The organism is Xanthomonas sp. WHRI 8932A, assembly GCF_035012785.1.
Taxonomy (GTDB): Bacteria; Pseudomonadota; Gammaproteobacteria; order Xanthomonadales; family Xanthomonadaceae; genus Xanthomonas.
The window spans coordinates 606,686-627,656 of the sequence record NZ_JAYGQQ010000001.1 but is presented as its reverse complement, the minus strand read 5'-3'; the positions used below and the strand labels follow the sequence as shown (position 1 = coordinate 627,656).

The 20,971-nt window shown below is 64.5% G+C and carries 15 protein-coding genes, 3 other RNA genes and 1 pseudogene; 10 read left to right on the top strand and 9 right to left on the bottom strand.

Annotation, left to right across the window (positions count from 1 at the left end; all coding sequences use genetic code 11):
- Positions 1–167: 167 nt before the first annotated feature.
- Together VC212_RS02750 and VC212_RS02745 are read right to left on the bottom strand one after the other, a co-directional pair.
- On the bottom strand, positions 168–914 hold the full coding sequence (locus VC212_RS02750; RefSeq protein ID WP_323515832.1) for an EAL domain-containing protein: 747 nt from the start codon (positions 912–914) through the stop codon (positions 168–170).
- A gap of 40 nt (positions 915–954) precedes the next feature.
- Positions 955–1,031, bottom strand: a non-coding RNA gene (locus tag VC212_RS02745) — sX9 sRNA.
- A gap of 177 nt (positions 1,032–1,208) precedes the next feature.
- Between VC212_RS02745 and VC212_RS02740 the strand changes: the two genes are divergently transcribed.
- The 3 genes from VC212_RS02740 (at position 1,209) to VC212_RS02730 (ending at position 5,053) form a co-directional block, all read left to right on the top strand.
- Complete coding sequence (locus VC212_RS02740; RefSeq protein WP_323515830.1) at positions 1,209–1,847, top strand: HD domain-containing protein; 639 nt, start codon at positions 1,209–1,211, stop codon at positions 1,845–1,847.
- 257 nt (positions 1,848–2,104) lie between these two features.
- Positions 2,105–2,180, top strand: a non-coding RNA gene (locus VC212_RS02735) — sX9 sRNA.
- A 338-nt stretch (positions 2,181–2,518) separates the two neighbouring features.
- Positions 2,519–5,053, top strand: a complete 2,535-nt coding sequence (locus VC212_RS02730; RefSeq protein WP_323515827.1) for an excinuclease ABC subunit UvrA — start codon at positions 2,519–2,521, stop codon at positions 5,051–5,053.
- A 393-nt stretch (positions 5,054–5,446) separates the two neighbouring features.
- Here the strand turns inward: VC212_RS02730 and VC212_RS02725 are convergent.
- The 4 genes and pseudogenes from VC212_RS02725 to VC212_RS02710 form a co-directional block, all read right to left on the bottom strand.
- Positions 5,447–5,596 (bottom strand): annotated as a pseudogene (locus tag VC212_RS02725) (fibronectin type III-like domain-contianing protein); the annotation flags it as partial.
- A 94-nt stretch (positions 5,597–5,690) separates the two neighbouring features.
- On the bottom strand, positions 5,691–6,011 hold the full coding sequence (locus VC212_RS02720; RefSeq protein WP_323515838.1) for a glycoside hydrolase family 3 C-terminal domain-containing protein: 321 nt from the start codon (positions 6,009–6,011) through the stop codon (positions 5,691–5,693).
- Entirely contained in the window at positions 5,939–6,178 is a 240-nt protein-coding gene (locus VC212_RS02715; protein ID WP_323515822.1) for a hypothetical protein, read from the bottom strand. The genes VC212_RS02720 and VC212_RS02715 overlap by 73 nt, the downstream gene beginning before the upstream one ends.
- Positions 6,179–6,499: 321 nt before the next feature.
- The gene (locus tag VC212_RS02710; RefSeq protein ID WP_323515820.1) at positions 6,500–7,573 is read right to left on the bottom strand and encodes an NAD(P)-dependent alcohol dehydrogenase; all 1,074 of its coding nucleotides are present in this window, start codon (positions 7,571–7,573) and stop codon (positions 6,500–6,502) included.
- A gap of 132 nt (positions 7,574–7,705) precedes the next feature.
- Here VC212_RS02710 and VC212_RS02705 point away from each other — a divergent pair, with 132 nt between their 5' ends.
- Positions 7,706–8,281, top strand: coding sequence for a helix-turn-helix domain-containing protein (locus VC212_RS02705; protein WP_323515818.1), 576 nt, complete (start codon positions 7,706–7,708; stop codon positions 8,279–8,281).
- A 296-nt stretch (positions 8,282–8,577) separates the two neighbouring features.
- Here VC212_RS02705 and VC212_RS02700 read toward each other — a convergent pair whose 3' ends face one another.
- The 3 genes from VC212_RS02700 to VC212_RS02690 are packed head-to-tail and all read right to left on the bottom strand — an operon-like array spanning position 8,578 to position 12,508.
- On the bottom strand, positions 8,578–10,875 hold the full coding sequence (locus VC212_RS02700; protein WP_323515815.1) for a xanthine dehydrogenase family protein molybdopterin-binding subunit: 2,298 nt from the start codon (positions 10,873–10,875) through the stop codon (positions 8,578–8,580).
- Positions 10,872–11,960, bottom strand: a complete 1,089-nt coding sequence (locus VC212_RS02695) for a xanthine dehydrogenase family protein subunit M (protein ID WP_323515813.1) — start codon at positions 11,958–11,960, stop codon at positions 10,872–10,874. The genes VC212_RS02700 and VC212_RS02695 overlap by 4 nt, the downstream gene beginning before the upstream one ends.
- Positions 11,933–12,508 carry a 2Fe-2S iron-sulfur cluster-binding protein gene (locus VC212_RS02690; RefSeq protein WP_323515811.1) on the bottom strand — a complete coding sequence of 192 codons (576 nt, stop codon included), beginning with the start codon at positions 12,506–12,508 and terminating at the stop codon, positions 11,933–11,935. The genes VC212_RS02695 and VC212_RS02690 overlap by 28 nt, the downstream gene beginning before the upstream one ends.
- Before the next feature lie 280 nt (positions 12,509–12,788).
- Between VC212_RS02690 and VC212_RS02685 the strand changes: the two genes are divergently transcribed.
- The 6 genes from VC212_RS02685 (at position 12,789) to VC212_RS02660 (ending at position 20,798) form a co-directional block, all read left to right on the top strand.
- Complete coding sequence (locus VC212_RS02685; protein ID WP_323515808.1) at positions 12,789–13,313, top strand: RNA polymerase sigma factor; 525 nt, start codon at positions 12,789–12,791, stop codon at positions 13,311–13,313.
- Positions 13,310–14,413, top strand: coding sequence for a FecR domain-containing protein (locus VC212_RS02680; protein WP_323515804.1), 1,104 nt, complete (start codon positions 13,310–13,312; stop codon positions 14,411–14,413). Before VC212_RS02685 ends, VC212_RS02680 begins: the two co-directional genes overlap by 4 nt.
- 333 nt (positions 14,414–14,746) lie before the next feature.
- Complete coding sequence (locus VC212_RS02675) at positions 14,747–17,647, top strand: TonB-dependent receptor (protein ID WP_323515801.1); 2,901 nt, start codon at positions 14,747–14,749, stop codon at positions 17,645–17,647.
- A gap of 276 nt (positions 17,648–17,923) precedes the next feature.
- Positions 17,924–19,249, top strand: coding sequence for a histidine-type phosphatase (locus VC212_RS02670; protein WP_323515799.1), 1,326 nt, complete (start codon positions 17,924–17,926; stop codon positions 19,247–19,249).
- A 108-nt stretch (positions 19,250–19,357) separates the two neighbouring features.
- Positions 19,358–20,662: a jacalin-like lectin gene (locus VC212_RS02665; protein ID WP_323515797.1), complete on the top strand. Its 1,305-nt coding sequence runs from the start codon at positions 19,358–19,360 to the stop codon at positions 20,660–20,662.
- A 59-nt stretch (positions 20,663–20,721) separates the two neighbouring features.
- Positions 20,722–20,798: non-coding RNA, sX9 sRNA (locus VC212_RS02660), on the top strand.
- Positions 20,799–20,971 lie beyond the last annotated feature (173 nt).

Below are 20,971 nucleotides of genomic sequence, written 5' to 3'. Positions count from 1 at the left end.
GCAAACTCAACACCAGCCTGCAGTTCATCCATTTGGCCTTCCTGGCGCTATTACTCAAAAGATCGTGAACAGGTTCTTACGTGTTTGGGTGGTGTGTTGCTGATGGTTGGTTAGGCGGGATGATGAGCGTTCTGTTTCGTTTCACTCATGCGCACGCCTGCACGCACTCACTCCGGCCACTGCACCTGCGGTAGCAGGCCGATCTGCGGTCTGGCGAACAGGTAGCCTTGCTGCAGGTGGATGCCCATGTCGCGCAGGGTGCGGTATTCGTCGGGTTCTTCAATGCCTTCGGCGATCACGGCGATGCCGAGTTCTTCGCACATGCGGGTGACGTGGCGCACGATGGCCTGGCGGCTGCGGTCGGTGTCGATGCCGCGGATCAGGGCGATGTCCAGCTTGAGCAGGTCCGGCTGGAAGTCGGCCAGCAGGCCGAGGCCGGCATAGCCGGCGCCGAAGTCGTCGATGGCGGTCTTCATGCCGCGCGCTTGATAGGTGCGCAGGATGTCCAGCAGATGCGCGGGGTCGGTGAGATGTTCTTGCTCGCTGACCTCGAAGATGATCGCGTCCAGCGGCCAGCCATGTTGCGCAGTGGCCGAGAGCGTGGCGCGCAGGCAGTGCTCGGGGTTGTAGACCGCATTGGGCATGAAGTTGATCGACAGTAGTGCCGGTAGCGCGATCTGCGCGGCGCACTCAATCGCCTTGATACGGCAGGCCTGGTCGAACGCATATCGGTTGCGCTCATCCACGGCGGCCAGGATGCTGCCGGCCGACTCGCCGTTGACGCCGCGCACCAGTGCCTCGCCGGCATAGATGTTTCGCGTGGAGACGTCCACGATCGGCTGGAAGGCCATGGTGATGGCGGTAGGAAAGTCGTGGCCGTCGCGGCAGGCGTTGCAAACAGGAAGTTGGGTCATGGCGTAGAGAAAATCGTACGGCGTGGATCGAGCTTAGAGTGGCCAACACAACATAGCGAGCAGTCGTCAGGTGGATGTGGACCGCGCGCCCAGGACCGGAGTGTACGAGTGGTACATGCTGATTCCGAGCACCGGCCGCGCCCGCCTGGCGGCTGCACAATCCTTTTGTTGGCTGCTCTTGATGCTATCGGCCGCAATGGCGCGTCATTGAGCCTAAATTGCGCATCGCAGCATCCTCACCCTGCGCGTGGTCGGGCTCGGCGATAATGTGCCATCGCTCGCATCGGACGCCCAATGACCGCTCTCACCGAACGTTACGCCCAGGCCGTGGATTACGCGCGCATCGCCCATGCCGGACAGGTGCGCAAGGGCACGCAGATTCCATACCTGAGCCATTTACTCGGCGTGTCTACATTGGTGCTGGAATGCGGTGGCGATGAAGAGCAGGCCATTGCCGGTTTGCTGCACGATGTGGTGGAAGACTGCGGCGGCGGGCACGAGGCCTCGATCCGCGCGCAGTTCGGCGATACCGTGGCCGACATCGTGATGGCGTGTACCGATGCCACTGCCGAAGACAAGGCGGAGGTGGACAACACCGAGCGTGCGCGCAAACGCGATTGGCGCGAGCGCAAGCAGGCCTACCTGGAGCACCTGCGCAAGACACCCGAGCGTGCGCTGCTGGTGTCCGGCTGCGACAAGCTCTATAACGCGCGCACCATTGTGCAAGACCTGGAAAACCCCGCCGTGGGTCAGCACATCTTCAACGTGTTCACTGCCGGGCGCGAGGGCACGTTGTGGTACTACGGTGAGCTGGAAGCCATCTTTCGCACGCGCGATGCCGCCACCGCGCGGCTGTTCAGTGGTGTGGTGGCGCGCATGCAGGCGTTGGCCGATACCGGCGAGCAGCCGGTGCCGGCGCATGCGTTGGGATGAGCGCGTTGTAGAGCAGCTGATCGGCGGCCTGGCTGCAGGGCCCTTGCCCGCCCACCATCGCGGGACACGCTGCAAGTACGTCTTTGTAAGCTCTTACGCGGCATCCATGCCGCGTAAGGTCCCGCGACGGTAGGCGGGCAAGGACCACCGGAGATGGTCGGTGTGCAGAGTCGCAAGATGCATGGTGTGCTTTTAGAGCAGCTACCAAAACGACTGTGCTCACCGCCAGGCGGGCGCGGCCGGTGCTCGGAATCCTCATGTACCACTCGTACACTCCGGTTCCTGCGCGCCGTCCGCACCCACCTGACGACTACTCGCTAGGTTTTGTTAGCCGCTCTTAACTCGCTGGCTCAAATGCAGCTGTGCGACTCGTACCAGCAAGCCAACGCAGGTCGCGAAATGGCCCGCTTTTCATCTAGCGACCGACCAACTCTCTGGTGCGGTGTCCTCGCCGCTTGCGGGACCGTGTGGCGGCATGGATGCCGCCACCGAGCCTCCACCGAAGGATTCACGGCGTGTCCCGCGAGCGGTGAGGGCACCGCGCCTTCGACTAACCAGACTTTTGATCCGAGCATCTGCCTGCATCTAAACGACGCTACGATGTTGCAACGACATCGGCTGCATGCATGCCGCGCTAGGCTAGCCCGCTGTCGAATGTCGGTTCGCTAGTCATGTCTAACGCAATGTCGTCTTCCTCCGGCCTGGTACGCGTGCGTGGTGCGCGCGAGCACAACCTCAAGAATGTGGACGTGGACATCCCACGCGATGCGCTGGTGGTGTTCACCGGCGTCTCTGGTTCGGGCAAGTCGTCGCTGGCGTTCGGCACTATTTTTGCCGAGGCGCAGCGCCGCTATCTGGATTCGATCTCGCCGTATGCGCGTCGCCTGATCGACCAGGTGGGCGTGCCGGAAGTGGATGCCATCGATGGGCTACCGCCAGCGGTGGCCCTGCAGCAGGCACGCGGCGCGCCGAGCGCGCGCTCGTCGGTAGGCAGCGTCACCACCATTTCTAACTCGCTGCGCATGCTGTATTCGCGTGCGGGCAGTTATCCGCCAGGGCAGGAGATCATCTATGCAGACGGGTTTTCGCCCAATACGCCGGCCGGCGCCTGTCCCACCTGTCACGGCCTGGGCCGCATCTACGACGCCACCGAAGCCACCATGGTGCTCGACCGCAGCCTGAGCATCCGCGAGCGCGCGGTGGCCGCCTGGCCGGGCGCCTGGCATGGGCAGAACCAGCGCGACATCCTCACCACGCTGGGCCACGATGTAGATGTGCCGTGGCACACGCTGCCGAAGAAAACCCGCGACTGGATTCTGTACACCGATGAGCAACCGGTGGTGCCGGTGTATGCCGGCTACAGCCTGTACGAGGTCAAGCGCGCACTCAAACGCAAGGAAGAGCCCAGCTACATGGGCACCTTTACCAGTGCGCGGCGCTATGTGTTGCACACCTTTGCCAGCACGCAGAGCGCGCAGATGAAAAAGCGCGTGGCGCAGTATCTGGTCAGCACGCTGTGCCCGCAATGCGATGGCAAGCGGCTGCGACGCGAGGCGTTGTCGGTGACCTTTGCCGGGCTGGATATCGGCGAGTTGTCGCGCAGGCCGCTGGATGAAGTCGCCGAGCTGTTGCGCCCGGCTGCCGATGCCGATGTGCGGACGCAGGCAAAGAAGAAGGGCGCCACGCAGCACCCGGAACAGGTGATCGCCGCGCAACGCATTGCCGAGGATTTACGCGCGCGGATCGCCGTGGTGCAGGCGCTGGGCCTGGGTTATCTCAGCCTGGAGCGCAGCACGCCCACGCTGTCGCCGGGCGAGCTGCAACGCCTGCGGCTTGCCACGCAGATCCGCTCGCAGTTGTTCGGCGTGGTGTATGTGATGGACGAGCCATCGGCGGGCTTGCATCCGGCCGATGCGCAGGCGCTGCTGGGGGCGCTGGACCAGTTGAAGGCGGCGGGTAACTCGGTGTTCGTGGTGGAGCACGAGGTGGATGTGATCCGCCACGCCGACTGGATCGTGGACGTGGGCCCTGCGGCCGGCGTCCATGGCGGGCAGGTGCTTTACAGCGGGCCGCCAGCGGGTCTGGACGCGGTGGCGGCATCGTCCACGCGGCGTTATCTGTTCGGCACGCCACCGGCGGTGCTAAGCCATGCGCGCGCCGCGACCGGTTGGCTGCAGCTGCGCGGCATCACCCGCAACAACGTACGCGCGCTGGATGTGGATCTGCCGTTGGGCGTGTTCACCACGGTGACCGGTGTGTCTGGCTCGGGCAAATCGTCGCTGGTGAGCCAGGCGCTGGTGGAATTGCTGGCCGCGCATCTTGGTCATGCAGCGTCTGAAGAGGACGACGCACTGGACCCCTTGGAGCGCGGCACGCAGGTGCCGTTGGGTGGTGCGATTGTCGGCGGGCTCGATCGCGTGCGCCGGCTGGTGCGGGTGGATCAGAAACCGATCGGCCGCACGCCACGGTCCAACCTGGCCACCTATACCGGCTTGTTCGATCCGGTGCGCAAGTTGTTTGCGGCCACGCCCACTGCGCGCCGTCGTCGCTACGACCCCGGGCAATTTTCGTTCAACGTCGCCAAGGGCCGCTGCGCCACGTGCGAAGGCGAAGGCTCGGTGTCGGTGGAGTTGCTGTTCATGCCCAGCGTGTATGCACCGTGCCCCACCTGCCACGGCGCGCGCTACAACGCCAAGACGCTGGAGATCGAACTGCGCGGGCACACCATCGCGCAGGTGTTGGCGATGACGGTGGATCAGGCGGCGGCATTTTTTGCCGACGACGCCAGCGTGTTGCGGCCGTTGCAGGTGTTGCGCGAAGTGGGGCTGGGGTATCTGCGTCTGGGCCAACCGGCCACCGAGTTGTCCGGTGGCGAAGCGCAGCGCATCAAGCTGGCTACCGAACTGCAACGCGCCCAGCGGCGCGACACCGTCTACGTGCTGGACGAGCCCACCACCGGCCTGCATCCGTCCGACGTGGATACTTTGATGACCCAGCTGCAAGGACTGGTGGACGCCGGCAATACGGTGATCGTGGTCGAGCACGATATGCGCGTGGCCGCCAGCAGCGATTGGGTGCTGGACATGGGGCCGGGCGCGGGCGGTGCCGGCGGCAACGTGGTGGTTGCCGGCACGCCGGATGCGGTGGCGCGGTACCGTGCCAGCCGCACCGCGCCGTTCCTGGCACAGGTGCTGGCCGGGGAATAGCACGCAGCGACATCCGATGCGCCAAGGTTGTCCAGCACTCGCAACATCAGCCGGCGCATCGGTGGTCTCCGCAGCGGCGCGCTTGGAGCAACCGATGAAGCGACTGCGCCGGCAGCGAACGCGCGCTGCCTGTGCTCGACGGTGCCATGCACCTCGGCCGCCCCGTGGCGCCTGTGCGCCATCCATGCTCGATTGGCAGCGGCCCGCTGCGCTTTGTTGGTGACTCAGCCCAACAACTCGAATTGCGCATGCACGCCATCGGCTTCGGCAGATGGCGCAAGCCACACGTCGAACAGGCCCGACTCCACGATCGGGGTCATTGCCTGCCCGACAAACAACCAGATGCGCGCGACGCAGCTCGAACTGCACGCTGACGCTACCGCCGGCAGGTACCCTGACCTTGCGGAAGTCCTTGAGCTCACGCACCGGGCGGGCAACGCTGGCCGTGCGGTCGCGCTGATAGAGCTGCACCACTTCGTCGGCGTCGCGGCTGCCATGGTTGTTGACGCGCGCGGTGATTTGCAGGCTGCCGGTCGCCGTCATCTGCGGCGCACTTAGCTGCAGATCGGCGTAGGCGATGCGCCCGTAGGTCAGGCCATGGCCAAACGGGAACACGGCCGTGTTGGGCACGTCGCGGTCATGCGTGGTGTACCGCTGCAAGCCGTGCGGATCCAGGTTGGGGCGGCCGCTGGGCGGGTGCGCATAGGTGTAAGGCACCTGGCCTGCGGCATGCGGAAAACTTACCGGCAAGCGGCCAAGAGGGCGCCTGCACACCGAACACGATATCGGCAATTGCATTGCCGGCTTCCGAGGCCAAAAACCAGGTGACCAGGATCGCCGCGCTCTGCAGGGCCGGGCCTTGCAGCGCGAGCGTACGGCCGGTGCTCAGCAGCACGACCGGCGTGCCGGTGGCACACTGCGGCCAGTCAGCGCAGCCTCTTGCAGCTGCCGATGCCAGCGCACGTTGGCGCCGTTGAACACGCCGGTTAGCTGCCCGGCCCGCGCCGCGGCCAACTGGTTGCGCCCGGCCCCATCCTTGCTCGCCGGGTTGGCGTTAATCGCCTTGTCGACCTGTTCTGCAGAACTGAAAAGACTGAGCTGGCCGGCCTTTTCTTCCACGCTCATGCGCGCGATCAACGCCTCGATAAAGACCGGCCCACGTAATGGCCCCGGCGGCAGCCCCTATCCGCTGGGAATGCAAGAAAGCACCGCGAGCGTGGCCACACCACGAAGCAACTCACGACGTGTAGTGCGCGCAGGCATGCGGGAACCTTGCTGGGCGGAAGATGCGCTCACGCTACCTCAGCGTAATGCCCTGCGGCCGGTTGGGTTCGCATCGGATGTAGGGCTTGAGGAAGGCGGGTTTGCGCATCGGGCCGAGGTTGCAACGCAGCGATGCAATGCAGGCACGCGCACCGGCCGCGCCGGCATCCCGCGGGTGTCGGCTTACAAAGCCGATGCCTGTAGATCGATCACAAAGCGGTAGTGCACATCGTTGTTGTGGACGCGCTCGAATGCAGCGTTGATGTCCTGCAGTTTGATCAATTCGATATCGGCCACGATGCCGTGCTGCTGGCAGAACGCGAGCATGGTGTGGGTGTCGGCGGTACCGCCGGTGCCCGAGCTGGTGACCTTGCGGCGGCCCATGGCCAGCAAGACCGGGCGGAAATCCAGTTGGTCGGGCAGGCCCAGCGTGCACAGCGTGCCGTCGAGATTGAGCGCCTTGAGCATGTCGTTCATGGGATAGCTGCGCGAGACGGTGTCGAGGATGAAATCGAAGCGGTAGGCCTGCGCCTGCATTTGCGCCGCATCGGTGGAGACCACCACCTCGTGCGCGCCCAGGCGGTGCGCTTCGGCGGCCTTCTTGGGCGAGGTGGTGAAGGCGACGACATGTGCGCCCATGGCACGGGCGAACTTGATGCCGAGATGGCCAAGCCCGCCGATGCCGACCACGCCGACGGTGTGGCCGGGGCCGATGCCGTAGCGGTGCAGCGGCGCAAAGCAGGTGATACCGGCGCACAGCAATGGCGCGGCGGCCGCCGGGTCCAGGCCGTCGGGCAATGGGTAGACGAAGCGGGCGTCGGACACGTAGTACTCCGAATAGCCGCCGCGCGTGCGGCTGCCGTCCACGCGATCCACGCCATCGAAGGTCAGGGTGGGGAAAGCGTGGCAATACACTTCGTCATGCGCCTGACACGGCGCGCAGTGCCGGCAGGAATCGACGATGGTGCCGATCATCACGCGCTGGCCCAGCGTAAACCCTTCGACCTCCGCGCCCAGCTCGATCACTTCGCCAACGATCTCATGGCCCGGCACCAGCGGGTATTCGCTTGCCCACTTGTTCACCGAGTGCAGGTCCGAATGGCAGATGCCGCAGAACAACACCTTGATTGCGACATCGGTGGCGCGTACCGCGCGGCGTTCGAACTGCCACGGCACCATGGCGCCTTCTTTTTCGAGCGCTGCATAGGCACGGGTTGTGCGGCTGGCGCCGCTGGTGTGCGGGTTGGCGGAGGTCATGGCGGTCGCTGTGCTTTACAATTGGCGGAACGTGTAAGATTTACGTATTTACAAATAATGTCAAGTGTAAAGTCATCGAAGAAGGCGGCTATCCCCGCCACAGCGCCTGCCGACAGCAAGGAGGCGCGTGTCATGGAGACCGCGCTGCAGCTGTTTTTGCGGCATGGCTACCGCAAGGTGAGCATGAGCGACATCGCCCAGGCTGCGCAGATGTCGCGGCCGTCGCTGTATGCCGCGTTCCCCAACAAGGAGGCGATCTTTGCCGCGCAGGTCGTGCGTCAGCGCGACATTTGCGCGGCCGCAACGGCGCAGCGCGTACGCGATACGCAGGACCTGCAGACCCAGTTACGGCAGTTGTTCGATATCTGGGTGCTGGAGCCGGTGGCTGCGGTGATCGATTCCGAAAACGGGCTGGATCTGGTTGCCAACTGCGGTGTGTATGCGCCCGATGCGCTGGATGCGCTGTACCAGCAGATGGAAGACACCCTGGTGCAGTTGCTGCGCCCGCATGTGCGCGACAACAGCGCGATGTCGGCAGCCGATCTTGCCTACATCCTGCGGCTTGCCACCACCAGCCTCAAGGCATCGGCGGATAACGAAGCGGTGTTGCGCCGTTTGATCGCCGGTCTGATCACCATGGCCTTGTCCACGGTGCAGGCGGGCAGTGCGCAGACGCCGGGCAAGAAGAAGACCGTGCGCGGACGGTGATGCTGGTGGCGTACAGGTGAGAGGGTTGGTGCGGCGTGTTGATCTGGATTGGTCATCGTGTTTTGACGTCAGTCGTCAAGCGGCACTGTGTCGTGTGCTCAACGGCGATAGATGGCGCGTGCTGGATGTCGGCGAGCTATGCGGTGTGCATCTGTTTGAGTGATTGAGCCGGGTTAGCTTGTGCTTGCACGGCGCGTTCGTAATCACGCAGCGAGCCCGACATCGTGCGATGTCGAGCCCGTGGGGAGACCCCATCAACCCTGACTGCGAGATCCTGAGAACCCGCAGCAGCTCGCTTAGTCTGCCATCACCTTGTCCGGCGTCATTGGCGTGCTGCGGATGCGTTTGCCGGTGGCGTGGAAGATGGCATTGCAGATGGCTGCCGACACACCCACCTGGCCGATCTCGCCGACGCCTTTCGCCCCCAGGCTGCTGACCACGCGGTCGTCTTCGTCGGCAAAGATCACCTCGATGTCGTGGATGTCGGCATTGGCGGAGACGTGGTACTGCGCCAGATCGTGATTCATGAAGCGGCCGAAGCGGTGATCGGCCTGGGTATGTTCGTGCAAGGCCTGGCCGATGCCCCACACCACACCGCCGATGATCTGGCTGCGCGCGGTGGTCGGGTTGAGAATGCGCCCCGCAGCAATCGCGCTGACCACGCGCGTCACCCGCACGCTGCCCAGCTCTTCGTCCACGCGTACTTCCACGAACACCGCAGCGTGCGTGGCACGGGTGTATTTGCGCTGTTTGAGCACGTTGGGCAGCAGCAGGAACTTGTCTTCGATCTGCTCCAGTTCGGCTGCACGCAACAATGCAGGTAACGCAATCGCGCTGCTGGCATCGGCACGCAATGCAATCGTGCCATCGGCAAACACCACATCGTCCAGCTTGACCCGCGCAAAGCGCGAATTGGGCAAGGCCTGAGCCAGGCGCAGCAGGCGCGTGCGCAACTTGCCGCATACACCGTCCACCGCCGAGCCGATCGTGGTGACATGCGAGGAGCCGCCTTCAATCGGTGCGACAGGTAGCGTCGAGTCACCAAGCTGGAAGGTCACCTGTTCCAGCGGCAGGCCCAGCGCTTCGGCAGCGATCATCGCCATCACTGTGTAGGTGCCGGTACCGATATCGCTGGCGGCACTGCTCACCACCAGTCGGCCATCGGCGTGCAGCACGGCGTGGGCGCGCGCAAACATCTGCATCGCATCCCATTGCCCGGTGGCCATGCCCCAGCCGACCCACTCGCGGCCTTCCTTGCGTGCACGCGGTTGCAGCGGGCGCTGTGCCCAGCCAAAGCGCTCGGCACCTTGCTGGTAGCACTCGCGCAACGCCTTGCTGGAAAACGGCTTACCGTCGGCTGGATTGACCTCGGCATAATTCTTCAGCCGCAGCGCCAGCGGATCGATGCCGACCTCGTAGGCCAGCTCGTCCATCGCCACTTCCAGTGCATGCATGCCATGGGTGGCACCGGGCGCCCGCATGTCCATCGGGCTGTACTGATCCAGGCTGACCAGGTTGTAGCCAAGATGCACGTTGTCGCAGGCGTACAGCTGCCCGCTCCAGTTGACCACCACCTCGACGTAATCTTCGATGCGCGAGGTCTCAGCGATGGCCTCGTGCCAGATGGCACGCAAGCTGCCATCGCGGTCTGCACCGAGCTTGAGCCGCTGCACGGTTTCCGGGCGATGGCCGAAGGTAAACATCTGTTGCCGCGTCATCACCACACGCACCGAGCGGTCCAGCTTGATCGATGCCATCACCGCCAGCGCCAGCTGATATTGCGGCCGCAGACCGGAGCCGAACGCGCCGCCTACATACGGGTTGCGCACAGTGACCTTGCGCTTGCTCAGGCCAAACACATGCGACACATACCAACGGCTGTTCTGCGAGCCCTGGGTCTTGTCGTAGATGGTGAAGTGGCCGTCTTCCTCGCGGATCACGGTGGAGGCGAACAACTCCATCGGGTTGTGGTGCTCCACACCGCTGTAGTAATCGGCCTGTACCTGACAGGCGGCATTGACGAAGGCGGTGTCCGGTTCGCCCCTGTCCTTGGGCGGTGGCGAAAAGCCTGCCTTCAATGCCTTGGGTTTGTGCGCACGCTCCAGATTGGCCATCAAGTTGGTTGCGTGCGGCTCTTGCGCGTACTCCACCTGCACCAGATGCGCTGCATGGCGCGCAGCCTCGAACGTGTCTGCCACCACCAGCGCCACCGGCTGCCCGCTGTAGCGCACGGTGTTGTCGTACAGGGGGCGAAACGGCGAGCCGGCCGGCGCGGTCATGTCCTTGTAGAACAGATCCATGCCACGCATGTGCGGGCGATTGTCGTGGGTGACGATCTCCAGCACACCCGGCACCGCGCGTGCGGCAGCCAGATCGAAGCCGACAATCGTGCCCTTGGCGATCGTGCTGCTGACCACCACGCCATAGGCCAGATCCGGCACCGGCCATTCGGCGGCATAGCGCGCCTGGCCGGTGACTTTTGCACGCCCATCGATGCGCGGCACACCAGTGCCGGTGGGGCGGAAGCCGGTGCCTTGATCGGCGACCGGTGGCGTCAACTCGCTGTTGGACAGATCGGTGCTGCGTGCGTTCATGGCGCTTGCTCCAGCGCACTGGTGCGCCCGCGGTTGTCAGTGGTGCCCTCGCGTGCGACCTCGAGTGCGCGCACGATGGCGCGGCGCGCCATTGGCAGCTTGAAGGCGTTTTCGCCCTGCGCTTGTGCACCTTGCAGCAAGACATCGGCCAGAGCTGCGAACGTGTCTGCGGTCGCTGGCAATCCCACCAGTTGCGCTTCTGCATCTGGATTGCGCCACGGCTTATGCGCCACCCCGCCTAATGCGACACGCACCTCGCCAATGCTGCCGTCATCGTTCAAATCCAGCGCAGCAGCTACCGACACCAGTGCAAACGCATACGACAGGCGCTCGCGGATTTTCAGATAGGCACTATGGGCGACAAAGCGCTGCGCGTCGGGCAGATCGATATGCACGATCAACTCGTCCGGCGCCAGCGTGCTGTCCAGTTCCGGATGATCGCCAGGCAACCGATGAAAATCGGCAAAGGCAATGTCGCGTTCGCCTTGCGGGCCTTGCACATGGACGACTGCATTCAGCGTGGCCAATGCCACGCACATATCCGACGGATGCGTGGCGATGCAGTGCGCGCTGGTGCCGAGAATGGCGTTGTACTTGGTTAGCCCGCCAATGGCCGAACACCCGCTGCCCGGTGCACGCTTGTTGCAAGGTGTGGCGTGATCGTAGAAATACAGGCAGCGCGTCCGTTGCAACAGGTTGCCGCCGTTGCTGGCCATGTTGCGGATCTGCGGTGACGCGCCTGCCAGGATTGCCGCGCTCAGCAACGGGTAACGCGTCTCGACCTCAGGGTGGTACGCGGTGTCGGCATTGCGTGCGAGCGCGCCCAGGCGCAGGCCGCCCTCGGGCAGCACGCTGATGCTGTCCAACGGCAGGCGATTGATGTCGACCAGGCTGCTGGGCCGCATCACTTGCAGCTTCATCAAGTCGGTGAGGTTGGTGCCGCCGGCGATCAGGCGCACGGGTGCGTCGGAGGGCACCGGCTGCGGGTCGTTGCTGCGCGATGCGATGGCAGCGAGTGCGGCATCCACGCTGAGCGGGCGCGCGTAGCTGAGCGGGATCATGCCGGCACCGTCCCGGGCGTCCACGGCCTGGCAGCGCTGTCGCTGCTGTCGCTAGGCTTGCCCATCACTTCCATCACCGCATCGGTGATCTGCGGATACGCACCACACCGGCACAGATTGCCGCTCATCAGCTCGCGCACCTGATCGCGGTCGTGCGCTTTTCCTTCATTGAGCAGGCCAACGGCAGAACACAATTGCCCCGGCGTGCAATACCCGCACTGAAACGCGTCGTGCGCGATGAAGGCGCGCTGCAGCGGATGCAGCTGTTCGCCATCGGCCAGACCCTCGACGGTGGTGATGTCGGCGCCGTCCTGCATCACCGCTAACGTCAGGCAGCTGTTGATGCGGCGGCCGTCGACCAGCACCGTGCATGCACCACATTGGCCGTGATCGCAGCCCTTTTTGGTGCCGGTGAGATCGAGCCGGTCGCGCAGCAGATCGAGCAAGCTGATCCAGGCTTCCAGTTGCAATTGATAGGGCTGACCATTGATGCGCAGGTTGACCGGGTAAGTCGGCGCAGTGGTGGCGATTGCCGGCGCCGTGTGATCGGCAGTGGCGGGCGTGGCATTCATGCGAACCCCGTGGCGATGGCTGGGAGGAGGGGCTCACCTTGACGCGCCTAGGGTCAAGGTGCGGTGTAGGGACGGTGTAGATGTAGCGATGCTCGATCGCGCTTGCGCATGCCAATCGTAATGCTGTGGCGTTCGCTCAGCTGCATTGCGATGGCGTGCAATGGGCAATCGGTTGCGTAGCGCAGTGGCACGCTTTGCAGGTGCGTTGCGCGTTGCGCGTCATCGTGGTGTCACCTGAATTGGCCAGGCTAGCCCACCCAGCGCAAGGGGAGCGCGCACGATGAAAGCCAACGCCAGCCGCGCGTGGACCCAGGTGTTCACGCAGCACGGATCTGTGCTGCGCGGTTTTTTTGTGCGCCGCGGTGCCAAGGAGGACGCCGAGGACCTGGTGCAGGAAACCTATCTACGCCTGTTGCGCGCGCAGCAGGACCAGGGCGAGGGCATCGCCAATCCGGAAGCCTATCTGTACACGGTGGCGCTGAATCTTGCGCGCGAGCAGGCGGTGCGCCGCAAGCAGGCGCCGTTGCAGATCGACGAAATGGAACAGTTTTCGCAATTGCTGGCCGCAGGCGAGGATGTGGAAGACGCCGCGCACCGTCAGCAGCGCCAACAACGATTGCAGGCCTTGCTGGCCACCTTGCCCGAGCGCACCTGCGCGGTGCTGGTGATGCAGTACCGCGATGGGCTCAGCTACAAACAGATCGCCGAGCGCATGGGCGTGTCTGCACATATGGTCAAGAAACATGTGATACGTGGGTTGTCGGCGTGCAGGCAGGCGGTTGCCGACAGCGGTGAGAGCTGGTGAGCACGCGTCTTTGGGCCACCCGCAGGGCTGCCAGCGAGGCCGGGCACTGGCATGCGCTGCAACGCATGCAGGCGCTGGATGCGCAGAAGCAAGCCAGCTTCATGCAATGGCTGACCGCATCTCCGCTGCATGTGCGCGAATACATGGCCGTGCTGCGCGTGGCGGGTGAGCTGGGCGATGCCTTGCGTGGCATGCAGCTGGATGTGGATGTCTTGCTCGATGACGATCGCCGCACGCGTGCGGCTGCAGCCTCGCGCAACGTGATCGTGTTGCCGTTGCCGTCGCGATTGCCACAACAACTCCCACAACAGCCTCGACATACGCCGCCGCCGGGCCGCACCGATGGTCAGCGCAGTGCGCGTGTCCGCGGCTGGAGTCTGGGTTTGGCCGCAGCGATGTGCGGTGTGGCGGTCTTGACCGGCTGGGCGTGGCCGCGCACGCAGACCTATGCCACCGCGCATGGCGAGCAGCGCCGCGTGCAATTAACCGATCGCAGCGTGGTGCATCTGAACGCGCTCAGCAGCGTGCGCGCGACCATGACGCCGTGGAGTCGTCGCCTGCAATTGCTGCAGGGTCAGGCCAGCTTTGAAGTGGCCCAGGACCGCCGTCGGTTGCAGGTGTATGCGGGCCGTCTGCGTGTGGAAGATATCGGCACCACCTTCGATATTGCGTTGTATCGGCAGCAGGCGCGCATCGAAGTCACCGAGGGCCGCGTGTACGTGTGGCGCGATGACCGCAAGCAGCAGCCGATGCTGGCGAACCTGGGCGCCGGGCAGAGCGCACGAATCGACGCTGTGTCCGGCCGGGTCGACGTGTCCAACGAGGATGTCGCCGCGATGCATGCGTGGTGGCAGCGGCGCATCGTGTTCCGCGATGCACCGCTGACCACTGTGGCCGAGGATTTCAATCGGCTCAATCGCACCCGCCTGCTCATCGACGATGCCGCCGCCGGCGCGTTGCGGCTCACCGGTAACCTGCGCGGCGACGATGTCGCATCCCTGCGCGCGTTTCTCGACGACCAACCCAACCTGCGCGTGGTCGCTGCGCCGGGCGTGTTGCGCGTGAGCAGCCGACCAGCGCAGGGCGCCGCTGCGCACTGACGACAGCGGCGGTGCATGGCACCGTCGTTGCCCAGCTGACATCCCCGAGCCAGGCGCGCCCGGCTGAGCGGCGTCGTGTGCATGCCGCGCTCCGACAGCAGCCATGTCCCTCTCAAGACTGGCCAGCCTGCGCACGCGCGCAGATGCACCCGTATCGCTCACTCAGTGTCGTGCACTTGCGTGCATGCGCGCTGCCACCACGCACGTGTCACAGAAAATTCATCAAAAACCGGTGCCCGATCCTCGCTGTCGTCCCTCGTAGTCCGGGTACAACGCAGCATTCCCGCCTGTGCGTGGCGCTGCGCATTGCTTCCTCCCCTACTGGATTCCACGATGCGTCGTACGTTGGTTCTTTCGATTGCTCTCGCGTTGCATGCCGGTACTGCCGCTGCCCAGACCACGCCGGTGGCCGTGTCGGTCGATGCGATTCCCGCCCAGCCGTTGGCACGTGCACTCAATGCCTTGTCGCGTCAGACCGGCCTGCAATTCGTGTATGCCGCAGGCGTTGCAGGCAACCCGCAGACCCGTGCCACCACTGCCGGCATCGCGCCGGAGCAGGCCTTGCAGCAATTGCTTGCCGGTACCGGCCTGCGCTATCGCTATCTCAATCCGACTACGGTGACCATCGAAACAGCCCAGGACGCGCCTGGAGCGCAGCCGCAGGTGTCTCCGACGTCGGCGGCAGTGGCGAACGCGCCAGTACCACGCGCAGACGCACCGGTGCAGGAGCTGGACAGCATCCAGGTGCTTGGCAGTTATGCCGGCAGCCTCAGCGCCGCGTTGCGGCAGAAGCGCTATGCCGACAGCGTGGTGGATGTGATTGCGGCAGAGGACATCGGCAAGTTGCCGGCACAAAACGTCGCCGAAGCGTTGCAGCGGGTGCCTGGCGTGTCGATCGTGCGTGACCGCGGCGAAGGCGTGTATGTACGCGTGCGCGGCCTGGGCCCGAACTTTCAGGTCACCACGCTCAATGGCCAGACCATGGCGGTCAACGAAAACGTGCGCACCTCCGGCCAGACCGGGCGACAGTTTCGCTACGACACGCTGCCGGCCGAACTGGTATCCGGGTTGGACGTGATCAAGAGTCCCACTGCGGATCTGGATGAAGGCGCCATCGGCGGCATCGTCAATGTGCGCACGTTCCGCCCATTGGAACTGGGCAAGACGCTGGCCAATGTGTCGCTGGAATCGAGCCAGGCGCAACGCACCCATGCCAACGATCCGCGCGTGTCCGGCCTGTTCAACTGGGTCAATGCCGAAGGCACCTTCGGCATGCTGATCTCTGGCGCGTATGCGCAACGCACGCTGCGCCAGGACCGCGTCAACGAGGTGAGCTGGGACTACTACCGCAGCGGTGTGCCGGGGGTGCCTGGTGCCAATTACGTGCCGACCGGTCTGCGCCCGACGCTGGAGCTGGAAGAGCGCGAACGCACCGGCGTTGCGGCGTCGCTGCAATGGAAGCCCAGCGCGCAGTGGGAAACCACGCTGGATCTGCTCTACGCCAAGCAGACCGTGCATTACGACGAATACAGCATGGGTGTCGGCTTCGACAACCTGTCCAGGATGAGCAACCTGCGCGTGGAAAACGGCGGCATCACTGGCTTCGACTACCGCAATGGCCAGGTGCAGATCTCGCGCGAAACCTCCGGTATCACCGACGACAACCGCAGTGCGCGCCTGTCCAGCACCTGGAGCGGCGACCAGTGGACGCTGGGCGCGGTGGCGTTCCACTCGCAGGCGCATAGCTACGACTCGGACCCGATCCGACGCACACGCCTGCGCAGCGGCACCAACCTGGCGATGCGCGTGGACATGCCGCAAGCCGATGGCGATAACGTGCCGGACTGGAGCTTCACCAACGGCTTCGATCCGACCAACCCGGCCACCGTGGCAGGACGCCGCCTGGAATGGCGGCAGATCGATGCGCGCGACAAGGAAGACGCATTGCAGTTCGATGCCAAACGTACGCTCGACGGCAACTTCTTCCGCGACATCAAGGTAGGCGCCAAGTATCGGGAGCGCTCGCGCACCTACGACCGTGCCGACCTGCTGCTCAACAGCATCGCCGGGGTGCGCTTCCCGGCCAGCAACTTCACCGCATTGCCGGTCAACGACATGCTGGCCGACGCCAACGGCAACCTGCCCCGGCAGTGGCTGGCACCGGTCGAATCCGCGTTCTGGGGCAATTGGCCCACCAGCGCCGATCTGCGCAATACGCCCAACAGCGCGGATCTGCAGAATTCCTATGAGGTGCAGGAAAAGATCGCTTCGGCCTACGCGATGACCGATTTCGGCACCGATCTGACCGGCCGCGAGCTGCGCGGCAACCTCGGTGCGCGCGTGGTGCGCACCGAGCAGGCCACCGATGGTCATGCCGACGTCAACGGCACAGCCCAGCCAGTGCATTTCGAGCGCAGCTATACCAACGTGCTGCCGTCGTTCAACGCGGCCTGGGATGTGCGCGATGACATGGTGTTGCGCACCTCCGCAGCGAAGGTGATCACGCGCCCGGACCTCACCGACCTGTCGTCCAAGCTCACCTTTAATTCCAGTGGCGAAATCCTCACCGCCAGTGGCGGCAATCCTGCGCTGCAACCGTTCGAAGCATGGCAGTACGACCTGACCTTCGAGTGGTATATCGATGGGACCTCGGCGCTGACCGGCGGGCTGTTCTACAAGGATATTTCCAGCTTCATCCAGACCCAGATGTCCAACCTGGTCTACGAAGGCCAGACCTATCTGCTGTCGTCCAAGACCAACGGCAGCAAGGCGATGGTGCAGGGTGCGGAAGTGGCGTATCAGCAGGTGTTTACCGGCTTACCGTCGCCGCTGGATGGCCTGGGCATGCAGCTCAACTACACCTGGACCGACAGCAAGGCGACCTATCACGACGGTAACAGCAGCTTTACCGACAGCCTGGAAGGCGTGGCCAAAAATACCTACAACGCCGTGCTGTTCTACGAGAAGGGCCCGTTGATGGCGCGTGTCAGTTACAGCTGGAGCGACGAGATTCTCAATGCCGTCGGCACCGCCAATGTGGCCACGCTCAACAGCGACAAGTTCGGCAGCCTGGATGCCAACGTGGCTTACAAGGTCAACGACACGCTGTCGGTGTTCGTCAACGCGATCAACCTCACTGGCGAAGTGCAGCGCCAGTTTGTCGGAGATCACTTGTTCGGGGGCTATACCGACTACGGCCGCACCTGGTCGTTGGGGCTGCGCGCGCGTTTCTGAGTGTGGCCAAGGCAGGCCGGTGCGCTGGAATTAATGGGGGCGAGGACGCTGCGCTCGATCTGGCATGGGTGCAGCGCGACATGCTACGGCCGCCGTCTGGTGGCGCAGCCGTTCCGATCGCCGATCCAGCCTTGCCGGCAACGACTGAGGCCACAACCGGGTGCCTTCCAGCAAGGCGTCCTCTGCACCTGCAACGGCGCCCGCTGTGGCGTTGTTGCCACTGCACGCCGCGCCCTATCGCGTCATACGGGGCGCGCCACGATCGAGATCGAATGCATGTCACCACTGCCGCGTCTGTGTTTCGGATTTTTTGCTGCTGTCGTTGTTGCGCTGGTTCCACTGGGAACCGTGCACGCCGCCGCAGTGCCGGACACGCTTGAAAAAGTCGTCATCCTCAAACGCCACGGCGTGCGTGCGGCGATGTCCAGCCCGGAAGCATTGGGCCGCTATTCCGCACGTCCCTGGCCACGCTTCGGCGTGCCGGCCGGTCACCTGACCGAGAACGGTGCACGTCTTGAAGCATTGTTCGGTGTCTACTATCGCGCCCATTACGCACCGCTCGGCCTGTTCGATGGCGATGGCTGCGACAGCGTGTATTACTGGGCAAATCGCACCCAGCGCACCATCGCCTCGGCACAGGCGCTGGCACGTACGCTCACGCCGGGGTGCACGAACACGGTGCACCACGTTGCCGATGGTGCGTCCGATCCGTTGTTCGATGGCGCGCCGGCGGTGCGCCAACCCGCTGCCGCCGACCTGATGCGCGCGGCCATCGCCGGCCGCGTCGGTGGCGATGTCGCGGGCTGGAATGCGGCCCAGCACGATGCGATCGACACCTTGCAACAACTGCTATTGCAGTGCGCGCAACGGCCGTGCCCGGCGCATGCCGGTGCCGGCAAGCGACGCCTGGATGCAGTGCCCGCACGCATGGGCGATGCACATGACGGCATTGCCGGAGTCGAAGGCCCGGCACCGACCGCATCGGGCATCAGCGAGAGTCTGTTGATGGGCTGGGCCGACGGCCAGGACTTTGCCGCACTGGGTTGGCAAGGCCTGGACGAAGCCAGCCTGCTGCGCGCATTTGCACCGCATCAGGCCGAGTTCGCGTTGCGCCTGCGTGCGCCGACGGTAGCGCGTATGGCCAGTTCGCCATTGGCGGCGCGGCTGCTGGCAACTTTGCAGCAAGGCAGCGATTCCAATCGCAGCGCATACACCCATGCCGCGCACGCCACGCCGATTGGTGGGGATGCACGGCTGGTGGTGCTGTCCGGTCACGACGGCACGCTGACCTTGCTGGCCGGCATGTTTGATCTGCATTGGCAGCTGCCGGGGTATCAGCCCGACCAGACCGTGCCCGGTGGTGCGTTGGTGTTCGAGCGTTGGCGGCGTGCCGACGGGCAACGCGTGATCCGCGTGCGCTACACCGCGCAGACCCTGGCGCAACTGCGCGAACGCCGCGCGCTCACAGCGCAGGCGCCACCGCCGTCCTCGCCGGTCTTCATTCCCGGCTGCAGCAATGCCACGCCGGAGTACGACTGCCCGCTCCCGACCTTGGCGACATTGGTCGACGCGGCGATCGACCCGCAGTACCTGAGCGAATGACGCTGCGCGCGCCGGCCGATGGCCGTCGCACGTGGTCGCATCGGCGTCGTGGACGCCGCTTTTCTGGCCGCCGTGCCAGCCGTTTTTCCTTTCTGCAAGAGGTGATCCATGCTCCAGCATTTAGGCACACTCGTCAGTCTCGGAATCGCTCTAAGCCTTGCCTGCGCCAGCACTGCCCAGGCACAAACAACCGTCGGCGTGCTCGACGTGCTGACCTACAACGTCGCCGGTCTGCCCGAAGGGCTGTCCAGCGGAACGCCGGCCACCAACACCGCACTGCTGGCACCAAAACTGGCGCCTTACGGCCTGATCCATGTGCAGGAAGACTTCAACTACCATGCCGCGCTCTACGCCGGCGATGCGCATCCGTATCGCACCGCCACCAGTGGTGGCGCCGCGTTGGGCGATGGGCTCAATACGCTCAGCAACTATCCCTTCAGCGACTTCACGCGGGTCAAGTGGAAGCAGTGCAACGGCACCGACTGCCTGACCCCGAAAGGTTTCAGCTACATGCGCGTCCGCCTGGCCGATGGCGTGTTGCTGGACGTCTACAACGCGCACCCCAATGCCGGTGTCGAAGCGGGCGATCTGTCTGCACGTCGCGCCAACATCGGTCAGCTCTCGCAGTTCATCCAGACCTGGTCGGCCGGTAACGCGGTGTTGGTGATGATGGATTCCAACACGCGCTACACCCGCAGCGACGACAACATCCGCGAACTGATCGCCTCCAATGGGCTCACCGATGCGTGGGTGGAATTGATCAAGGGCAGCGCACCGGCGCCCGGCGCCACGCCGCTGCTCTGCGGCACGCCGCCCACCAATAGCTGCGAGGTGGTCGACAAGATGTTGTACCGCGATGCACCGCAACTGACCCTGGTGGCCAATCGCTATCAGCTCGATGCTGGCGGCTTCTATGACAGCGCCGGCAAGCCCTTGTCCGATCATTACCCGGTGTATACGCAGTTCGGTTGGGCGGTGGGCGATCAACTGCGCACCAGCGATCAGTTCGGTGGCCCGCACGGCATTCCGTTCAACGACCTGGCCGGCAATCCCGGCGCGCGCCGACTCAGTGGCGTGACCTTGCGCGGCGGTGAGCGCCTGGATGGCGTGGGTGTGATCCTGGACAGCGGCAAACTGCTGGCGCATGGCGGCAGTGGCGGGCAGGCAACGACCTTGTCGCTGGGTGCCAACGAAACGCTGTCTTCGGCCACCTTCAGCGTGGGCAAGTACAACGACAGCACCCGCGTATTTTCGCTGAGCCTGCGCACCAACACCGGCCGCAGCGTACAGGTAGGCACCCCGAGCAACGAGCGCTATACGCTGACCGCTCCCAACGGCTGGCACATCGCCGGTTTCACCGGCCGTGCCGGCGACGAGATCGATCAGTTGGGTGTGGTGTATGCGAAGGATTGAGTAGCCAACAGAACGACTGTGCTCACCGCCAGGCGGGCCTGGCCGGTGCTTGGTGCGGCATGTACCACGCGTACACGCCGCTTCTGAGCGCGCTGTCCACGCCCACCTGGCGACTGCTCGCTACGTTTTTTGAGCCGCTCTTCGGCGCGTTGTCAGGCAGACATCACGCAGCTGCAACTTAGCGATGCACGGCCATTGAGGGCCACGATGCTCAAGCTGCCAAGCGATGCCGCAGGCGATGGGTCGCGGCGTCGCTGTTGTTGTGTAGAGAGATACAGTTGTGCATGCAAGACGTCGCAGCTGTAGGGA

What these genes read in the sequence shown, in the direction of transcription:
- VC212_RS02690 (WP_323515811.1), bottom strand. Translation starts at nt 12,508, where the DNA reads ATGAATGCCACGCCCGCCACTGCCGATCACACGGCGCCGGCAATCGCC.
- VC212_RS02685 (WP_323515808.1), top strand. Translation starts at nt 12,789, where the DNA reads ATGAAAGCCAACGCCAGCCGCGCGTGGACCCAGGTGTTCACGCAGCAC.
- VC212_RS02675 (WP_323515801.1), top strand. Translation starts at nt 14,747, where the DNA reads ATGCGTCGTACGTTGGTTCTTTCGATTGCTCTCGCGTTGCATGCCGGT.
- VC212_RS02715 (WP_323515822.1), bottom strand. Translation starts at nt 6,178, where the DNA reads ATGAGCGTGGAAGAAAAGGCCGGCCAGCTCAGTCTTTTCAGTTCTGCA.
- VC212_RS02700 (WP_323515815.1), bottom strand. Translation starts at nt 10,875, where the DNA reads ATGAACGCACGCAGCACCGATCTGTCCAACAGCGAGTTGACGCCACCG.
- VC212_RS02710 (WP_323515820.1), bottom strand. Translation starts at nt 7,573, where the DNA reads ATGACCTCCGCCAACCCGCACACCAGCGGCGCCAGCCGCACAACCCGT.
- VC212_RS02705 (WP_323515818.1), top strand. Translation starts at nt 7,706, where the DNA reads ATGGAGACCGCGCTGCAGCTGTTTTTGCGGCATGGCTACCGCAAGGTG.
- VC212_RS02665 (WP_323515797.1), top strand. Translation starts at nt 19,358, where the DNA reads ATGCTCCAGCATTTAGGCACACTCGTCAGTCTCGGAATCGCTCTAAGC.
- VC212_RS02730 (WP_323515827.1), top strand. Translation starts at nt 2,519, where the DNA reads ATGTCTAACGCAATGTCGTCTTCCTCCGGCCTGGTACGCGTGCGTGGT.
- VC212_RS02740 (WP_323515830.1), top strand. Translation starts at nt 1,209, where the DNA reads ATGACCGCTCTCACCGAACGTTACGCCCAGGCCGTGGATTACGCGCGC.
- VC212_RS02750 (WP_323515832.1), bottom strand. Translation starts at nt 914, where the DNA reads ATGACCCAACTTCCTGTTTGCAACGCCTGCCGCGACGGCCACGACTTT.
- VC212_RS02670 (WP_323515799.1), top strand. Translation starts at nt 17,924, where the DNA reads ATGTCACCACTGCCGCGTCTGTGTTTCGGATTTTTTGCTGCTGTCGTT.